This is a genomic window from Rhizobium sp. PK7-22, from assembly GCF_056530405.1.
Window position 1 is genome coordinate 1,356,241 of sequence record NZ_CP096514.1, and the last position, 18,054, is coordinate 1,374,294.

The 18,054-nt window shown below is 62.8% G+C and carries 12 protein-coding genes; 7 read left to right on the forward strand and 5 right to left on the reverse strand.

What is annotated here, in order from left to right:
* Positions 1 to 75: 75 nt before the first annotated feature.
* Positions 76 to 321: an SMc00767 family acetate metabolism repressor gene (locus tag M1E10_RS11295; protein ID WP_499176441.1), complete on the reverse strand. Its 246-nt coding sequence runs from the start codon at positions 319 to 321 to the stop codon at positions 76 to 78.
* A 208-nt stretch (positions 322 to 529) separates the two neighbouring features.
* On the reverse strand, positions 530 to 1,819 hold the full coding sequence (aceA, locus tag M1E10_RS11300; protein ID WP_499176442.1) for an isocitrate lyase: 1,290 nt from the start codon (positions 1,817 to 1,819) through the stop codon (positions 530 to 532).
* A 218-nt stretch (positions 1,820 to 2,037) separates the two neighbouring features.
* Here aceA and M1E10_RS11305 point away from each other — a divergent pair, with 218 nt between their 5' ends.
* The 5 genes from M1E10_RS11305 (at position 2,038) to M1E10_RS11325 (ending at position 7,645) form a co-directional block, all read left to right on the forward strand.
* Complete coding sequence (locus M1E10_RS11305; protein ID WP_499176443.1) at positions 2,038 to 3,456, forward strand: helix-turn-helix domain-containing protein; 1,419 nt, start codon at positions 2,038 to 2,040, stop codon at positions 3,454 to 3,456.
* Between the two features lie 114 nt (positions 3,457 to 3,570).
* Positions 3,571 to 4,668: a polyamine ABC transporter substrate-binding protein gene (locus tag M1E10_RS11310; RefSeq protein ID WP_499176444.1), complete on the forward strand. Its 1,098-nt coding sequence runs from the start codon at positions 3,571 to 3,573 to the stop codon at positions 4,666 to 4,668.
* Positions 4,669 to 4,744: 76 nt separating this feature from the next.
* The gene (locus M1E10_RS11315) at positions 4,745 to 5,902 is read left to right on the forward strand and encodes an ABC transporter ATP-binding protein (protein WP_499176445.1); all 1,158 of its coding nucleotides are present in this window, start codon (positions 4,745 to 4,747) and stop codon (positions 5,900 to 5,902) included.
* A 12-nt stretch (positions 5,903 to 5,914) separates the two neighbouring features.
* A complete protein-coding gene (locus tag M1E10_RS11320) occupies positions 5,915 to 6,823 on the forward strand; it encodes an ABC transporter permease (RefSeq protein ID WP_499176446.1) in 909 nt (302 codons plus the stop codon).
* Between the two features lie 3 nt (positions 6,824 to 6,826).
* On the forward strand, positions 6,827 to 7,645 hold the full coding sequence (locus M1E10_RS11325; protein WP_499176447.1) for an ABC transporter permease: 819 nt from the start codon (positions 6,827 to 6,829) through the stop codon (positions 7,643 to 7,645).
* A 99-nt stretch (positions 7,646 to 7,744) separates the two neighbouring features.
* Here the strand turns inward: M1E10_RS11325 and M1E10_RS11330 are convergent, their stop codons facing one another.
* Positions 7,745 to 9,595, reverse strand: a complete 1,851-nt coding sequence (locus M1E10_RS11330) for an AsmA family protein (protein WP_499176448.1) — start codon at positions 9,593 to 9,595, stop codon at positions 7,745 to 7,747.
* Positions 9,596 to 9,754: 159 nt separating this feature from the next.
* Between M1E10_RS11330 and M1E10_RS11335 the strand changes: the two genes are divergently transcribed.
* Positions 9,755 to 11,707 carry an acetoacetate--CoA ligase gene (locus M1E10_RS11335; RefSeq protein WP_499176449.1) on the forward strand — a complete coding sequence of 651 codons (1,953 nt, stop codon included), beginning with the start codon at positions 9,755 to 9,757 and terminating at the stop codon, positions 11,705 to 11,707.
* Between the two features lie 204 nt (positions 11,708 to 11,911).
* On the opposite strand, the gene M1E10_RS11340 is transcribed toward M1E10_RS11335, so the two are convergent.
* Together M1E10_RS11340 and M1E10_RS11345 are read right to left on the reverse strand one after the other, a co-directional pair.
* Complete coding sequence (locus M1E10_RS11340) at positions 11,912 to 13,582, reverse strand: ABC transporter permease (protein WP_499176450.1); 1,671 nt, start codon at positions 13,580 to 13,582, stop codon at positions 11,912 to 11,914.
* Positions 13,583 to 13,622: 40 nt separating this feature from the next.
* Positions 13,623 to 17,330, reverse strand: coding sequence for a PAS domain-containing sensor histidine kinase (locus M1E10_RS11345; RefSeq protein ID WP_499176452.1), 3,708 nt, complete (start codon positions 17,328 to 17,330; stop codon positions 13,623 to 13,625).
* 227 nt (positions 17,331 to 17,557) lie between these two features.
* Between M1E10_RS11345 and M1E10_RS11350 the strand changes: the two genes are divergently transcribed.
* Positions 17,558 to 18,004, forward strand: coding sequence for a phasin family protein (locus tag M1E10_RS11350; RefSeq protein ID WP_499176454.1), 447 nt, complete (start codon positions 17,558 to 17,560; stop codon positions 18,002 to 18,004).
* Positions 18,005 to 18,054: the final 50 nt, after the last annotated feature.

Below are 18,054 nucleotides of genomic sequence, written 5' to 3' on the forward strand. Positions count from 1 at the left end.
GAGGCGGCGGCGGGTTCACTCGCCGCCGCTTTCTCCGTTTCAGAGGGATAGCGCCGCGCCAGCCGGAATCGTCGCTCAGGATGCTTGCTGTGTCTGCGTCACGACGACCGGGATCAGCAGGTCGCCCCAGTTGCCGCTACCGCCATGGTGACGGGCAGAGCGGACCAGCTCCACCGACACCCCGGCCTCAACCGCCTTCATGACCGCATGATTGAGACGGTGCAGGTCATTGGCCAGCATGCGGATTGCAGCCTGCTGTTCGGCTGACATGGCGGACGATTGTTCTTCCGCGCGTTCCTTGACTCGGGTCTGGGCATTCATGGCATTTCTCCTCTTGTTGTCTGGGGTTGTTGAAAGTCTGAAGTTTGGTTCGAAGGCCCCTCCCAAACCCTCCCCACAAGGGGGAGGGCTTAAACCTGAGTGCCCCCTGCGCTTCAAAAGCTGCGCATCGCGGCGTGGGGTGAGGGCAGGGCGGTCGTCGCGAAGTCCCGCCCTCCCCTTGTAAGGAGGGGGTGGGGAGGGGACTTCCTTACTCCGCCGCCGGGCGGAACTGCTCGGTTTCAGTCGATTCCTTCATCGCCGTCGTCGACGACTGGCCGCCGGTGATGGCCATGGAGACCGCGTCGAAATAGCCGGTCCCGACTTCGCGCTGGTGCTTGGTCGCGGTGTAGCCGTTGACCTCGGCTGCGAATTCCGCCTCCTGCAGCTCCGAATAGGCCGCCATCTGGCGGTCCTTGTAACCGCGGGCGAGCTCGAACATGCCGTAGTTCAGCTGGTGGAAGCCGGCGAGCGTGATGAACTGGAACCTGTAGCCCATCGCACCGAGTTCCTTCTGGAACTTGGCGATTGTCGCGTCGTCGAGATGCTTCTTCCAGTTGAACGACGGCGAGCAGTTGTAGGCGAGCTTCTTGCCCGGGTGGACCTTGTGCACGGCTTCCGCGAACTTGCGGGCCTGATCCAGGTCCGGCTTGCCGGTCTCCATCCAGATCATGTCGCAGTAAGGAGCATAGGCGATGGCACGCGCGATGCAGGGCTTGATACCGTTCTTGACCTGGTAGAAGCCTTCCGCCGTCCGGCCGGCGTCATAGTCGACGAAGGGCTGGTCGCGTTCGTCGATGTCGGAGGTCAGAAGTTTGGCCGCCTCCGCGTCGGTCCGGGCAACGATCAGTGTCGGAACGCCCATGACGTCGGCGGCGAGGCGGGCAGCCGTCAGGTTGCGGATATGGGCTGCCGTCGGGATCAGGACCTTGCCGCCGAGATGTCCGCATTTCTTCTCCGACGCCAGCTGGTCCTCGAAGTGAACGCCGGCCGCACCCGCCTCGATGAAGGCCTTCATGATCTCGAATGCATTCAGGGGGCCGCCAAATCCCGCCTCGGCATCGGCGACGATCGGCGCAAACCAGGTGTCGACGGAAAGGCCCTTGCCTTCGGCAGTCTCGATCTGGTCGGCGCGCTGCAGCGTCTTGTTGATGCGCTTGGCCAGCTCCGGTGCGGCATTGGCCGGATACAGCGACTGGTCGGGATACATGGCGGACGCCGTATTGGCGTCGGCGGCAACCTGCCAGCCGGAGAGATAGATCGCCTTCAACCCGGCGCGGACCATCTGCATGGCCTGGTTGCCGGAGAGGGCGCCGAGCGCATTGATGAAGGGCTCCTCATCGATCAGCGTCCAGAGCCGGTTTGCACCCATCTCGGCCAGAGAATACTTGATCTCGACCGATCCGCGCAGGCGCTTCACATCCTCTGCCGTATAGGGGCGCTCGATACCGTCATAACGGCCCTTCGGTGCATTCGGAACAAGATTGTAAAAATCGGTCATCTCTGTATCTCCCTGGTAACTTCGACATCCTGGTCAGCGGCTTCAATGCGCTGGCTGGTGTGACTGGATTTACAGAACTGAACGCGCGGCAGCCAGAAAAGATATGGAAACAAGCGCGGTAAAAGGGTCATGATGTTCTAGGTTTGACATCAACGGCTGTGAAGATGTAAATATTGTAAATCCCAACCGTCGGTGAGCGGCTGTAAAAATGGTGACAGATGGCCGAGCGTAAGATCTTTGCAGGACCGCGTGTCCGCCGCGTCCGCCAGGCAATGGGCCTGACCCAGACCGCCATGGCGGAAGCCTTGGGCATTTCGCCCTCCTACCTCAATCTCATCGAGCGCAACCAGCGTCCGCTGACCGTTCAGCTGCTGCTCAAGCTCGCCTCCGTCTACAAGATCGACCTCGACATGCTGCAGGGCGAGGGGGGCGGGACCACCGGTCAGCTGCGGGAGGTCTTCTCCGATCCCCTGCTTGCGGGAGAGATCCCCGGCGATCAGGAAATCATCGAGGTCTCGGAGGCGGCTCCCAATGCCGCCATGGCCATGGTGAAGCTTTACCGCGCCTACCGGGAGCAGACCGCGCGCCTGACGGATCTGGCCGACATGCTGGCGCGGGAAGGGCATGAAACCTCGGTGGCCGGCGCCCGACTGCCGATCGATGAGGTGCGCGAGCATCTGGAGCGCCGTGCTAATTTCTTTCCCCGCATAGAGGATGCAGCCGAAGATTTCGCGCAGCGCACGCTTGGGACCGAGGATATTCAGGGGGCGCTGAAGGCGTGGTTGAAGGCGCAGCACGGAATTGCGGTGCGCACCCTGCCGGTGCATGCGATGCCGAAGCTGCGCCGGCGCTACGATCGCCATTCAATGCGGCTGTTCCTGTCGGAGCGGTTGTCGCCTTTCGACCGGGCGCGGGAGATCGCAATGGAGGTTGCCCTCCTGGCGCTGGGGCCGGAGATCGCAGCGGAGCTCGATGCCCTTTCCCTCTCGGGCCCTGAAGCACGCCGCATCGCGCGGTTCGAACTTGCCCGCTATGCCGCCCACGCGCTGATGATGCCCTACGGCGCTTTCCTCGCGGCGGCGCAGCGGGTGCGCTACGATGTGGATGTTCTCAGGTCGCGCTTCGACGTTTCGTTCGAACAGGCAGCCAACCGGCTGACGACACTTGCACGGCCCGGCGCCGCTGGAATTCCGTGGTTTCTGCTGGAGCTGGACCATGCAGGAAACGCGATCCGCAGGGCCGGGGCTCACGGTTACCCAAGGGCAGCTTTCGGCGGCTTTTGTCCCAAGCTTGGCATCCATTCGGCATTCGCGCAGCCGGGACAGATCCTGGCGGAGGCCATCGAAATGCTGGACGCCAGTTCCTTCCTGACCGTCTCCCGCACTATCGAGGGGCCGCAGGCGGCTTTCGGGGAACGGCTGAGGCGCACTGCGATCCTGCTTGGCTGCGAGCTGCCGCAGGGTCTGGAGACGGTTTACGCTCCCGCTGCCGGCGACCAGTCATCGAAGGTTCTGGGGGGGACGGCCTGTCGCCTCTGCGAGCGGCGCGGATGCCTTGCCCGTGCCGAGCCTCCCCTGACGCGCCCCCTCGGCCTCGACGAGATGGTGACGGGATTGAGCGCCTTCGATTTTCAGTAGCAGATGATGCGCTGCACATTTCCGCTTGTGGCGACCGCCTTTCCTTTTTAGTCTCCCGTGCAGGGGAACAACGGTGGCGCAGGCTGCCGATGAAAAGCTGGAACAGGAGAGATCATGAACACCCATTTGCTCCACCTTACGGCACTTGCCGCCGGCGTCATGATGGCCGCCACTGCCGCCACCGCTCAGGAGCGTGTGGTCCACGTCTATAACTGGTCCGACTACATCGACGAATCCGTGCTCGAGGAGTTCACGAAGGAGACCGGCATCAAGGTTGTCTATGACGTCTTCGATTCCAACGAGATCGTCGAGACCAAGCTTCTTGCCGGTGGTTCGGGCTACGACGTCGTCGTCCCGACCGGGCCATTCCTCGCACGGCAGATCCAGGCCGGCGTTTTCCAGAAGCTCGACAAGTCGAAGCTGCCGAACCTCTCCAACATGTGGCCGGAAATTACGGAACGGCTGGGCAAATACGATCCGGGCAACGAGTATGCCGTCAATTACATGTGGGGCACGACCGGCCTCGGCTACAATGTCGACAAGGTGAAGGCCGCCCTCGGCGACGTGCCCGTCGACAGCTTCGACATCCTCTTCAAGCCGGAGAATGCCGCGAAGCTCGCCTCCTGCGGCATCAACATCCTCGACGCCTCCGACGAGACCTTCGCCATCGCCATGAACTACATCGGCAGGGACCCTGACAGTAAGGAAACCGCCGATCTGGAAGCGGGCGCCGAGGTCTACATGAACGTCCGGCCGCATGTGAAGACGTTCAATTCCTCGGCCTATATCGATGAGCTCGCCAACGGTGACACCTGCATCACCATGGGGTGGTCGGGTGACATCCTGCAGGCCAAGGCGCGCGCGGAAGAGGCTGGCAATGGAGTCAACGTCGCATACGTCATCCCCAAGGAAGGCACCTACATGTGGTTCGACAACCTGGCGATCCCGACGGATGCCAAGAATGTCGAGGAAGCGCATGAGTTCATCAACTTCCTGATGAAGCCCGATGTCATCGCCAAGGCCTCGAACTACGTCCAGTACGCCAATGGCAACCTGGCATCCCAGGAACTCCTCGACAAGGAGGTGCTGGAAAATCCGGCTGTCTATCCGCCAGCCGAGACGGTTGCCAAGCTCTTCACCATCTCTCCCTACGGACCGCGCGAACAGCGCGTATTGAACCGGCTCTGGACCCAGATCAAGACCGGACGCTGAGCACAACAAAGGGGCAGGCATCGACCTGCCCCTTCTTTTTTGTCGCTGACGGAACGCAGCTCATTTGGGGATTGGCATGGCGAAAACTCTCGGACCCGTTAAACGCAAATTCGCCCCCTGGACGGATCCGAACGCAATTCCATTCATCCGCTTCGAGAACATCACCAAGCGCTACGGCGACTTTACCGCGGTCAGCAATCTCAACCTGGATATCTACGAGCGGGAATTCTTCTCGCTGCTGGGCCCTTCCGGCTGCGGCAAGACCACACTGATGCGCATGCTCGCAGGCTTCGAGGAGCCGACGGAAGGTCGCATTCTCCTGCAGGGGAACGATATCTCCGGCGTACCTCCCCACCGGCGTCCGACCAACATGATGTTCCAGAGCTACGCACTCTTTCCTCATATGAGCGTGGAGAAGAACATCGCGTTCGGCCTGGAGCAAGACAATCTGTCCAAGGCCGATATCCAGGCGCGCGTCCAGGAGATGCTGAAGCTCGTCAAGCTGGAGGATTTCGCCAGGCGCAAACCGGGGCAGCTCTCCGGCGGTCAGCGCCAGCGTGTCGCGCTTGCCCGCTCGCTGGCCAAGCGTCCCAAGGTGCTGCTGCTCGACGAGCCGCTGGGTGCTCTTGACCGCAAGCTGCGCGAAGAGACTCAGTTCGAACTGATGGACATCCAGCATACGCTGGGCCTCACCTTCCTGATCGTCACCCACGACCAGGAGGAGGCCATGACCGTCTCGGACCGGATCGCGGTCATGGACAAGGGCGTCATCGTCCAGGTCGACACGCCGGCTGAAATCTACGAGGCACCCAACAGCCGCTACGTCGCCGACTTCATTGGCGACATCAACATCATGGAAGGCGGCATTGTCTCCAAATCGGCGGAGCCGGGACATCCGCCGCTCGTCACCATCGACTGCGACGGTCTGCCGGTGACAGTGGAACAGGAGTGCGCCGCAACCACCGGCGACCGGGTGGCCTTCGCGATTCGGCCGGAAAAGGTGCGGATCACCATCGATCAGCCGCAGGACACCTCTTCCAACGCCGCCTATGGCGAGGTCTGGGACATCGGCTATCTCGGCGACTTCTCGGTCTTCCTGGTCAGCCTCGCCGATGGCCGCATCGTTCGCGCAGCCCAGGCCAATGTGTCCCGGCTGGTCGACCGCCCGATCACCTTCGGCGACATGGTCTGGCTGACCTGGCCAAAAGATGCAGGGCTGGTTCTGACCAGTTAGGGGAGAGCAGAGATGGCAGAGATTTCCACCAGCCCCCACTCAGGTCCTGCCCGCTGGCTGGTCGTGGCCGTCCCCTACGTCTGGCTGCTGCTGTTCTTCGTGGCGCCGTTCCTGATCATTCTAAAGATTTCACTGTCCGACACGGCCATTGCCATGCCGCCCTATGTGCCGCTTTTCGAAGGGTTCGGCGCGATCGGTGATTTTCTGTCTCAACTGGATTTCGAGAATTACACCTTTCTCCTGGAGGATCCGCTCTACTTCCAGTCCTACCTGTCGTCGCTGCGGATGGCCTTCATCTCGACGCTCCTGTTGCTGCTGATCGGCTATCCGATGGCGCTCGCCATGGCTCGGGCGCCGCAAAGATGGCGGCCAACGTTGCTGATGATGGTGATCCTGCCCTTCTGGACCTCCTTTCTCATCCGCGTCTATGCCTGGATCGGCATCCTCAAGCCTGAGGGACTGCTGACGGTGCTGCTGCAGACGATCGGTCTCATGGGGGCCGACGAGCAGGTGCAGATCTACAGGACTGACACGGCCGTCTTTATCGGCATCGTCTATTCATACCTGCCGTTCATGGTGCTGCCGCTCTATGCGGCGCTGGAGAAGATGGACGGCACGCTGCTGGAGGCGGCAAACGATCTGGGCTGCCCGCCGCTGAAGGCCTTCTGGCGCATCACCTTGCCGCTGTCGATGCCGGGCGTGATCGCCGGCGCGATGATCTGCTTCATCCCGATCACCGGCGAATTCGTCATCCCGGACCTGCTCGGCGGCGCCGAGACGCTGATGATCGGCAAGACGCTCTGGACGGAATTCTTCGGCAATCGCGACTGGCCGCTTGCGTCGGCAGTCGCCGTGCTTCTTCTCCTGGTGCTCGTGGTGCCGATCATGATCTTCCAGAACCAGCAGCAGAAGGTGGGTTAGCGCATGAGGTCGTCTCGCTTCGATCCGGTGGTCCTGACGCTCGGGTTTGCCTTTCTCTACATCCCGATCATCATCCTGGTGATCTATTCCTTCAACGCCTCCCGGCTCGTGACCGTCTGGGGTGGTTTCTCGCTTCAGTGGTATCGGGAGATGTGGTCGAACCAGGGCCTGATGGATGCCGCCTGGGTGACGGCGCGGGTCGCGGTCCTGAGCGCCAGCATCGGCACCATCCTCGGCACCATGGCGGCGCTCGCGCTCGTGCGCTACGCCCGCTTTCCGGGCAAAACCCTCTTCTCGGGCATGATCTATGCGCCGCTGGTCATGCCCGAGGTCATCACCGGCCTGTCGCTGCTCCTGCTGTTCGTGGCGGTGGGCGTGGATCGGGGTTTCTGGACGGTGACGATCGCCCATACCACCTTCACCATGTGCTATGTCGCCATCGTCGTGCAGTCGCGGCTCTTGACCTTCGACCGCAGCCTGGAGGAGGCAGCCCAGGATCTCGGCTGCCCGCCGGTGAAAACCTTCTTCAAGATCACGCTGCCGCTGATCCTGCCGGCCGTTGTCGCCGGCTGGATGCTGGCGTTCACGCTCTCGCTCGACGACCTGGTGATTGCGAGCTTCACCACCGGACCGGGCGCCACCACCCTGCCGATCAAGATCTACTCGCAGGTTCGGCTCGGCGTGACGCCGGAAATCAACGCGATCTGCACCATCCTGATCGGGCTCGTGACGATCGGAGTGGTCGCCGCGTCGCTCGCATCCAAGCGTACCGAACTGCGCCGCATCCGCGATGAGCATGTCGCACTGCGCGGCTCGGGCTGAAACGAGAAAGGCACCGGTCCTTCGGGGACTGGTGCCTTCGGTTCAATCGCGGGCGGCTGTTGAAGACGGATGCGGCCGATTTGTTCTAAGCCCGTCGCCCTAGCCAGGTTGGCCCAGGCTGTGAGGGACCTTGACTGCCACAGGATCGGTCCATGTGCCGCCAACGAAGAGGCTTTCCGCGATCAGGCCTTCCGAAGGCGCGCCGATTCCCATGGAAAGGGCCAATCCGCCGTCGCGATAGTCGATGATCCCCATCATCGTGACACGGGCCGCCGGGCTTTCGATGGTAGCGTGCTTCAGTTCTGCCACGCCACCGGAGAGACTGGCCTCGAGTTCCAGGCGTTCGTACCCGAAATCCTCGCCACCTGGATTGAACAGCGGCGAGTAGCTTCGGTCACCGACCCGCTGGAGGATCACGGTGGGGTCGGCATCCGCAAGCGTGCCCGGTCCCGTCGTCACCTTGAGGCTGCCTTCAAGACGATCGAGGGCAATGGCACCAAGAGGACCAGGCGAGGAGAAGCTCGCCTCGATCGAACCGCGGGCCAGAGGGAAGGGCCTCGCCAGGCCAAGCCGGGCGGAGAGTTCACCAAGGTCGGCGTTGCGTATGAAGAGCCGGGCTCGGCTGCCGGATGCGAAACTGCCGCTGTCGCCGATCAACTGTCCGGTGATCCGGCCGCCGCCCAAAGAGCCGTCGAGGATATCGATTCGGGCCTCCGTCGACGTGGTCATGATGCTGATCGCCATGTCGCTCAGCATCATGGGTCCGGCTGCAGCTTCCTCTCCGGAGATGCGCAGATCCAGATTCAGTGGCATTGGAAAAGAGGCGCCGGATCCGTCCTGGGGCGTTGCGGACACCATGCCAAGCAGTCCGGCAAGGTCCAGCCGCTCGAAGGCAAGCGTCCCGGTCAGGCGCGGCGTGCCCTCGGAAAGCAGGAGATCGACAACACCGCGCCCCGCCGATCCGTTCAACGACAGTTGCATCTGATCGAACCGCACCGTTTCCCCGGTGGTCAGCACTTGCGCACTGAGCGAAACCTGCCTGATGGGAGCAAGCGGGGCAGGCTCGGCGCCGACCCAGTCGAGCAGCAAAGCCACGTCGGGAACGGAAAGTCCGAGATCTCCGGAAACGAAGCCGTATTCGGCTATATTCGCGGTGCCGTCGAAGCGCCCCGACAGCACGTCGGAGGCGAGGCTCCCTTCGAGCGGCGCACTCCGCCCGGCAAGTAGCGCAAGCGGTTGCGGCGACGTCAGGCTTAACTGCAGGATTCGACCATTGATCTGCGCCGTCACCTGCGCTTCCAAGGCCGATGAGAGCCGGGGCCAGTGGATGGTGCCATTGATGGCTGCTGCCCTAAAGGTGTCCCCGGAGCCGGCATCCTTGATCTCGATGCGTCCGTTGACGAGCGTTACGTTCCCGACGCGACTGTCGAGCGCCGGCTCGAGAGGCTCCTGGGCGCCGGACGCGGCCATGCTTCGGGTCGCGGCGCTGAGCAACCCGTCATTCGTGAGGTCCAGCCGGCCGTCCTGATCCCGGACAACGAAGATCTCAGGCTCGACCAGCTGGAAATCCCGAAAGACCGCCCGGCCCAGGACGGCCTGGTAAAGGCTGAATGCGGCAGACAGACTGGCCGTGCGCGAGATAACCCGTATGCCTTCGGGGCCTGCCTTGCTGACTGTGATCCGGCTGACTTCGATGCGGGCCTGCGGCCAGAAGGTGATCGAAGGCGAACCTTCGATCGTTACGTCATGGCCGGTCCACTCTGCGATCGCCCGTTCGATGCCGCTGCGCATGACGGGTGCTTGGATGAGGAATGGTGCCGTGACCCGGAAGAGGCCGAAGAGCAGGATGGCCACGACAACAACTGCCAGCAGCACCCGCAGGACACGCTTCCTCCCTGCCGGCAGATAGCCGGCGCTGCGCTCCAGAATGCTTCTGCTGGCTTTGCTCATCAGTTCAAGATCAGCCTTGATAGACGGTGCGCGGTGAACCTGGGACTGGCGATATAGGAAATCAACCTGCGGCGCAAATCCACGCCACAGGCGGGCCTCTCAGCCTCTTTATCTTGCGCTGCAGCATGCTATAAAACGCCAATGGGTGGAGGAGATCCTATGACGAATGAACAGCCGCTGTGGAGCCTGTCGAAGGCCGAACAGCAGAAGACGCCGCTTTACGAGTTCATGGGCTGGTGTGGCGAACGCTACAACAGCCCGCGTGACGACGTTGATGCGTTCCATGCCTGGTCCATTGCGCAACCGGAAGACTTCTGGTCGGCTGTCTGGAGCTTCTGTGACGTCAGGGGCGAACCCGGCGAGCGCGTGCTGATCCATGGTGACGTCATGCTGGACGCCCGTTTCTTCCCCGATGCCCGGCTCAATTTCGCGGAGAACCTGCTGCGTCAGCAAGGCGAGGGCGAAGCCATCATCTTCCGCGGAGAAGACAAGGCAAGCGATCGCTGGACCTGGGACCGGCTGACAGCGGACGTCTCGCGCCTGCAGCAGGCATTTCGCGATCTTGGCATTGGGAAGGGCGACCGCATCGCCGCGATGATGCCCAACATGCCGGAAACGGTGGCGCTGATGCTGGCTGCTGCATCCATCGGTGCCGTCTGGTCGTCCTGCTCGCCGGATTTCGGCGAACAGGGCGTCCTCGATCGTTTCGGTCAGATCGGCCCGAAGCTCTTTATCGCCTGCGACGGCTATTGGTATAACGGCAAGCTGCAGGACGTTGCGGAGAAGGTGCGCGCAGTAGCCGCTGAACTGGCCGTTCCGGTTCTTGTCGTCCCCTATGCCGGCGATGCCGAGGCGCTTGAGCAGTCCTTGACGGATGGGCGGACGCTCAAGAACTTCACAGCGCCTTTCGAGGCGAAGGCGGTCCGATACGAGCCGCTGCCGTTTGCGCACCCGCTCTACATCCTGTTCTCATCCGGCACCACCGGTGTCCCCAAGTGCATCGTTCACTCCGCCGGCGGCACGCTGCTCCAGCATCTGAAAGAGCACCGCCTCCACTGCGGCATCGTCCCTGGTGAACGGCTGTTCTATTTCACCACCTGCGGATGGATGATGTGGAACTGGCTGGTCTCCGGCCTTGCGGTCGGCGCCACCCTCTGCCTCTTCGACGGCTCGCCGTTCGCGCCGAGCGGAGAGGTGCTCTTCGATTATGCCGAGCAGGAGAAGTTTGCCGTATTTGGCACCTCGGCCAAATACATAGATGCTGTGCGCAAGAGCGGACTGGTGCCAAGGCAGACGCACGACCTTTCGCACTTGCGGCTGATGACCTCCACCGGCTCGCCCTTGTCGCCGGAGGGCTTCTCCTTCGTCTACGATGGGATCAAACCCGATGTGCAACTGGCCTCGATTTCCGGCGGCACCGACATCGTCTCCTGTTTCGTGCTGGGCAACCCGCTGAAGCCGGTCTGGCGCGGCGAGATCCAGGGGCCGGGCCTCGGCCTTGCGATCGACGTCTGGAACGATGACGGCAAGCCGGTGCGCTGCGAAAAGGGCGAGCTCGTCTGCACAAGGCCGTTCCCCTCCATGCCCGTCGGGTTCTGGAACGATGCGGATGGTACGAAATACCGCGCTGCTTATTTCGAACGCTTCGACAACATCTGGTGCCATGGTGATTTTGCGGAATGGACGAAGCACGGCGGCATCGTCATCCATGGCCGGTCGGATGCAACGCTCAACCCGGGCGGGGTGCGTATCGGAACGGCGGAGATCTACAATCAGGTCGAGCAGCTACCGCAGGTCGCCGAGGCAATCTGCATCGGCCAGGACTGGGAGGACGATGTCCGGGTCGTCCTTTTCGTGCGCCTGACACCCGGTGTGTCTCTGGACGACGACCTGGTGAAGACCATCAAGAGCCGTATTCGCACCGGAGCCACCCCACGTCACGTTCCGGCTAAGGTCATCGCGGTGGCTGATATCCCGCGAACGAAATCCGGTAAGATCGTTGAGCTGGCGGTCCGGGATGTCGTGCACGGCCGGCCGGTCAAGAACAAGGAAGCGCTCGCCAATCCCGAGGCGCTGGACCTGTTTGTGGGCCTTGGCGAACTGCGGATCTAGAGGATGGCCGCGGCGCGGGGTAGGGCGCGTACTAGTCCGACCTGTGCCATTTTAACTCGATGTTAATAAGGATTGGTCAAGAGTAAAGATAGACGGAACCATCTCGTGTATACGGGATCCGAGCAGGCGCTTTCAAGACATGAAGTCTTCGATCCACTCCGTTGGAACAGCATTGACTTCAAGGCGGCCTCGGCCGCCTTTTTTTTACCTCTGCTGGTCGATGGATCGGGAGACGAGCAGCACCGGGATCAGGCCGGCCGCGATGATGATTATCGCCGCCACCGAAGAATCCTCGATCTTCGCCCGGGATGCATCCTCGTAGACAAGCGTGGCCAGCGTATTGAAGTTGAAGGGCCGCAGCAGGATGGTGGCGGAGAGCTCCTTCATCGTTTCGATGAACACCAGCAGCGCCGCGATCAGGATGGCAGGCCTCATGTTGGGTAGTAGCACCGTCCGCAGCGTCTGGGCCTGATTGCGCCCGAGTGTGCGGGCCGCCATGTCGAGATGCGGCGAAAGCTTCTGGAAGCCGGCCTCGAGTGTGCCCTCTGCCATGGTCATGAACCGCACTGTGCAGGCATAAACGATCGCAAATCCGCTGCCGGATAGGAGAAGCCCCGTTGAAATATTGAGGTGGTCACGGAAAAATCCGTCGACCGCATTGTCCAGGCTGGCCAGAGGGATCAGCACGCCGATAGCCAACACGGTTCCGGGTATTCCGTATCCCAGCGAAGCCACGCGGCCGGCCAGGGCCGGTCCCGATGATCGGTTTCCGCGCGCAGCATAAGCAAGGATGAAGCCGAGAACGACAGCGGCGAGTGCTGCCGCAGAGGAGACGAGGACGCTGTTGAACAACGCGTCCAGCAGCCGCGGGTCGAAAAAATTCTCAACCCGCCGCAGCGAGAAGCCGCCAAGGACGAAGACTGGCACCACGAAGCCGGGAATGACGGGCAGCGCGCAGAGAGCCGCGGCGGCAGCAGCCCGCATGCCCCTGAGCCGTGGCCGAGCCATGTCGTTGACGACCGCAGTGGTCTTGTTGCTGGAAAACCGCTGGCTGCTCCGGGCTGCCCGTTCGAGGAAGACGAGCAGTGCGATGACGAGGAACATCACAGTGGCGATCTGGGCGGCACCGGCGAGGCTGCCGCGGTTGAGCCAGGTGGAATAGACCGAGAAGGTGAGGGTATTGACCCCCAGGAATTCCACCGCGCCGATGTCGTTCATCGTCTCCATCATCACCAGCGTCAGCCCGATCATGATCGCCGGACGCGCCATTGGTATCTGGATGCGCCAGAAGACCTTGAAAGGGCCGGCACCCAGCGTCCGTGCGACGTCGGCGGCAGCACGCCCCTGCATCAGGAACATCGACCGGCAGGCAAGGTAGACGTAGGGGTAGAGCACGGCACTCAGCACCAGCACGGCGCCGCCCATCGAGCGGATGTCCGGAAACCAGTAGTCGCGCGAGGTCTGGAAGCCGAACAAGGCGCGATATCCGCTCTGCAGCGGTCCGGTGAAATCGAAGAACTCGCCGAATGCATAGGCGGCCAGATAGGAGGGAATGGCCAGCGGCAGGACCAGCACGATCGACAGCAGACGTCGCAAGGGGAAGTCGAAGGTCGTGACAAGCCAGGCCGTCAGGATCCCGACGATGGCCGTCACCAGCCCGGTCAGAAGCAGAAGCTCGATCGTGCGCCCTGTCGCCCGCGGCACGACGTTGGTCATCACATGGCGCCAGCTGTCGTCGCCGCCGGAGAATGCGATCCAGACGACCGCAAGGATCGGCATGGCGACGATGGCCGCCGCCAGCAGCGCCCCCTGGGACAGTCCCCGCGACGGCTGGCGGACCGCAGTCCTGGTCAATGGCCGTGAAAGCTGCACCATCTAATCCTCTTTCAGCAGAGGACTGCTAGTCCGGCAGGCGTCAGTCCGCAAGCACTCGCTGCGGCGGAAAGGTGATTTCGACGAGCGTGCCTTCGCGCGGAGCAGAGTGAATGAAGAAATTGGCGCGGTTGGCGTCAACCATGGCCTTGGTCAGCGGCAGCCCGAGCCCTGTGCCGTCACCCCGTTTGCGGGTGTTGCCGGCGACCTGGCGAAACGGCTTCATGGCGGTTTCGAGTTCCTGGCGGTTCATGCCGATCCCCGTGTCACGCACCCGCAGGATGACGCTGCCATTCGCCTCGTAGGCGGTCGACACCACGATCTGCCCGCCGGATGGCGTGAAACGGATGGCGTTCGACAGGATGTTCAGGACGATCTGCTTGACCGATCGCAGGTCAGCCACCACCGGCGGCACCGCCTGCGACAGCGCCGTGCGGATGATCACCCGCTGGCTGTTGGCTTGCGGCTGCACCAGGGCCACGCTTTCGGAGATGGTCTCGTTGAGTTCCACGGAAACGAAGTCGAGCTCCATCTCGCCTGCCTCGATCTTCGAGATGTCGAGAAGATCGTTGACGATATCGAGAACATGCCGCCCGGAGCGGACAATGTCGTTGGCGTATTCCACGTAGCGCGGATGCCCGATCGGCCCGAAGCGCTCGGACGCCATCAGGTCGGCAAATCCGATGATGGCGTTAAGCGGCGTGCGGATTTCGTGGCTGACATGGGCCAGAAATTCGCTCTTGTGCGCGTTGGCGGTCTCGGCGGAGCCCTTTGCGGTACGCAACTCCTCCTCGGTTCTCTTCCACTGCGTGATGTCGCGGATCACGGCGCAGTAGCCGTTGGAGGAGGTCAGCCGGCCAATGGTCATGAACAGCGGGATGAAGCCGCCGGAGGCCTCGCGCCCGATGACCTCTCGGCCGTCGTTGAGGACGCTGGCCACGCCATGGTCCGAAAGGCCGCCCAGGTAGTTGACGATCGCCCGCTGACTCTCGTGGGCAAACAGCATCACGAACGGCTTTCCGGCCGCCTCTGTCGTATCGTAGTTGAAGAGGGCGCTGGCCGCTCCGTTCATGGAGCGAATGTCGCCGCCTGCATCGATCACGACAACGCCATCGGTTGCGGTCTCCAGGATGGCGCGAAGTTCCTCCACCTCCACCTGAAGACGCGAAGCGGAGAGGGAGACGAGTTTGCTGGAATCGGACCCACCATCATCGTGCTGTTGCTCGACTGCGACTGGCATCAGCGCCAGCATCAGGGCGCCAGCCTGCTCGAAACGAACCGACTGCAGGCGCGCCGTCACCGGAACGATGATATCGTCGGCGCGCACGACCACCATGCCGCCAGCCTCGGCTCTCTTGCCTTCCAGTTCCTGGCGCTGCAACAGCGCATCGAGGCCGCCGACCTCGGCGAGCGCGTCAATGGAGCTGTAACCGGTCAGGCGAAGAAATTCAGGGTTTCCATGAATCAACCGGTCGCCGCTGTGGACGAGCAGGGCAACTGGCATCTGGTCCAGGATCTCGGCGGACAGGCCGTTGCGCTCGCGGTGCAGCGAAGCGGGAAGGGCTGCCCCCTCTTCCTCCGGCTCCGCAACAGAGGCGTCCGGCTGCTCCGGAGGAAGGTCCTCCAGCTCGTCCTCGACGAAAACATCCGTGTCCTCGGCAGTGTCCTGAGCCGTGGTGTCGTCGTCTTCGGGCGCCGTTTCGGCAGGCGCCGCGTCCGGCAAGGCAACGGACGGATCGGCGGTCAGCTTGTCGCCGTCGTCGGTCGGGGCGGGTGCCTCCTGCTCTTCACCTGACATCTCCGCCTCGTCTTCGGCAGCGGGATTCTCCAGGGTCTGCTGCGGCTCACCGGCCCTCGTGTCGTCATCACGGCCGATGAAGCTGTCGAGCTGTCGGGCGATCTCGCGGAAGGCAGCCTGTTCGACCGGAGAGAGGCTCTCCCGACGGCCGCGGCGATGCTCCAGCGAGATCACCTTCTCGGAGGCGGGGACGGACGTTTCGACCAGGCGCAGCGCGGGCCGCTCGCCCGTCGGCCATGCAAGCGATGCCGCTTCAGGTCCGGACTGCTCCGGCTCCTCGGCTTCGGCTTCGGCCTGCACATCCTCGCCAACGGGTTGGTCGCCGCTGTCATCGACCTCGTCCTGCGCATCGGGCGCGACGTCCGGCTCCGTTACGAGGGCTTCTTCGGGTTCCGCTGTTGCCAACGTCTGCTCGGTGACCTCCGGTACGCTCTCAACCTCCGGCGCGGCGGTATCCGCAGCCGAAGGCTCGTCCGCCAGTTCCTCATCCGCCTGGACCGCATCGCCGGCGGGCCTGCCGCCAAGAACGAGGCCCACCGCATGAGGGTCCTCGACTGCGTCGCTCATCCGGATGATGCCGAAACCCCGGAAGCCGTCGAAGGCGCGGGTGCGCGTGTAGGTTGGAAGCGCCGCAAGATCGATCGGCACGACGAGCGATGTTCCCTCGATGGGCCACCAGATCGTCTTCCCCGACCAGGTATCGCGCTTGCGCAAAAGCTCGGCGATCTTGCCTTCCGGGTCGAGGTGGAACAGCCCGGCGACATCTCCGAAAGCCATACCGCTGATGTCAGCTGCATGCGGCCCGACAGCCTTTGCGAATTCTCCGGAGACCTCGCAAAAGCGGCCCTCCGCGTCAATTTTCCAGACGAATCGCGTGGCGCGGGCGTCGCGGCGAAAGAGAAAGCCATCTTCTGCGACGTCCGCGGTCGGCTCTTGCGGCGCAAGTGTTGAGGTCGGAGCGTCGTTGACAACCGGATCGTCAGGCGCGTTGGGAAGGGACGCACCGGCAGCTTGCGGCTGGGCTGGAGCAAACACGGGCGCCGGGGACGCCTCGCTCACGTCTGGGGCTTCCGCGACTTCGGGCTCGTCCTTCTCCGGCTCCTCCTTTTCAGGTTTCTCGGCGGGCAGGTCGAGCAATATTAAGTCTTCCGGCTCCTGAGCCTCTTCCAGATGGGCAACTGCCTCGATGGCTTCCCTGAAATCAGGATGCGCAGATGCCTGTGCGACAGCTTCGGCAGGCTGAGCCCCCCCGTCGTCGGTCTCATCGGCGACCGGCTGATCGACGCTGGCTGCGATGGCTTCGACGACAAGGAGAAGATGGAGCGCCGGATCACTCGAGACGCTGCCCATGGCGGCCGGCAGATATCCCTTCGCCGTGGGAACCGGGCGCTTGACCAGACGATTGGCCTCGCTGCTGGCCATGGTGACCAGCATGCGGGCGGTTTGCTGCGTCAGCCCGAGTTCGGCAAAACCGCTCGATCCGGCAATCACCGCGCCATCGCCGTCGAGGATGGCAATATGCGTGTCGGGGTCGTCCAGGCCCTCTATCATGCTGGCGGCAGCCGCGTGCGGGGAGGTGGCCATGGAGTCGGTCGCCGCCGTGAACAGCACCGCCGTCTCGCCGCAGATCTCGATGAGCGTGCAGGAGGCGGGCACGGTGATGCGCTGGAAGCCAGCAGCAATGCGGATCGTCAGGCCGGCCACGTCGCCGACCGCGCGCAACCGGCGCCCCGTGGCGGCGATCTGCCGGAAGGACAGGTCCTGGCGGGCGGGACCCCGGTCGAGGAGGTCGTAGACCGAGCTATATCCGAAGACTTGCGCCCCGCGCCCATTGGCCCAGAGCACTTCGGTCATGTCGACGGAAAACAGCACCACCGCTTTGCCCGCGGCAAAGGGGCCGCGGATCCTGTCATGCACGGCGACGTCGATGAATGGATATTGATTAACTGGCATGGACATGGCCCGAGGTCGCTGTTGGCGGCAGTCAGTTGTTAACAGACAGTTAATAGCGTTAGGCGCGGTTCAGGTCCACCAGCGGCCGGCTTTATGGTCCCACAGGGTTAACAAACCTGAATGCTGCACCGCACAAAAATGTTGCGATGCACAATAAATTGTATCATACTCTTGTCATGAAGCTTGGATCAACTGCCGAGCATCACCAACCCACGGGGAGTGAATACATGACTTATCGTACTGATGATGTCTTCGCCTTCAGCGCCTTTGACCCGGCAAAGCTGACCGAGAATTTTCGCGACTTCGCCGAAAAGGGCGCCGCCCAGTCCCGCGAAGCCTACGCTCGCATGAAGGCCGCTACGGAAGAGGCTAGCCAGACCGTCGAAACCACGATGCAGTCGGCTCAGGCGGGTTCCGTCGAGATCGGCCTCAAGGCCATCGAGGCCCTTCGTACCAATGCTGATCTGTCGTTGGCGCACATGGAATCGCTGCTCGGCGTCAAGTCCGTCGCGGAATTCCTGGAGCTGCAGACGACCTTCATCCGCAAGCAGGCGGAGCTGACGGTCGAGCAGGCCAAGGGCATGCAGGACGCAACGCGCAAGCTGGCCGAAACGATCAGCCAGCCGGGCCGGGATGCCGCTGAAAAGGCAATGGCAACCTTCAAGACTGCCTGAGCCGGACTGCCTGAACAGCGTCCGACACACGAAGACAGGCCGGTTGAAAA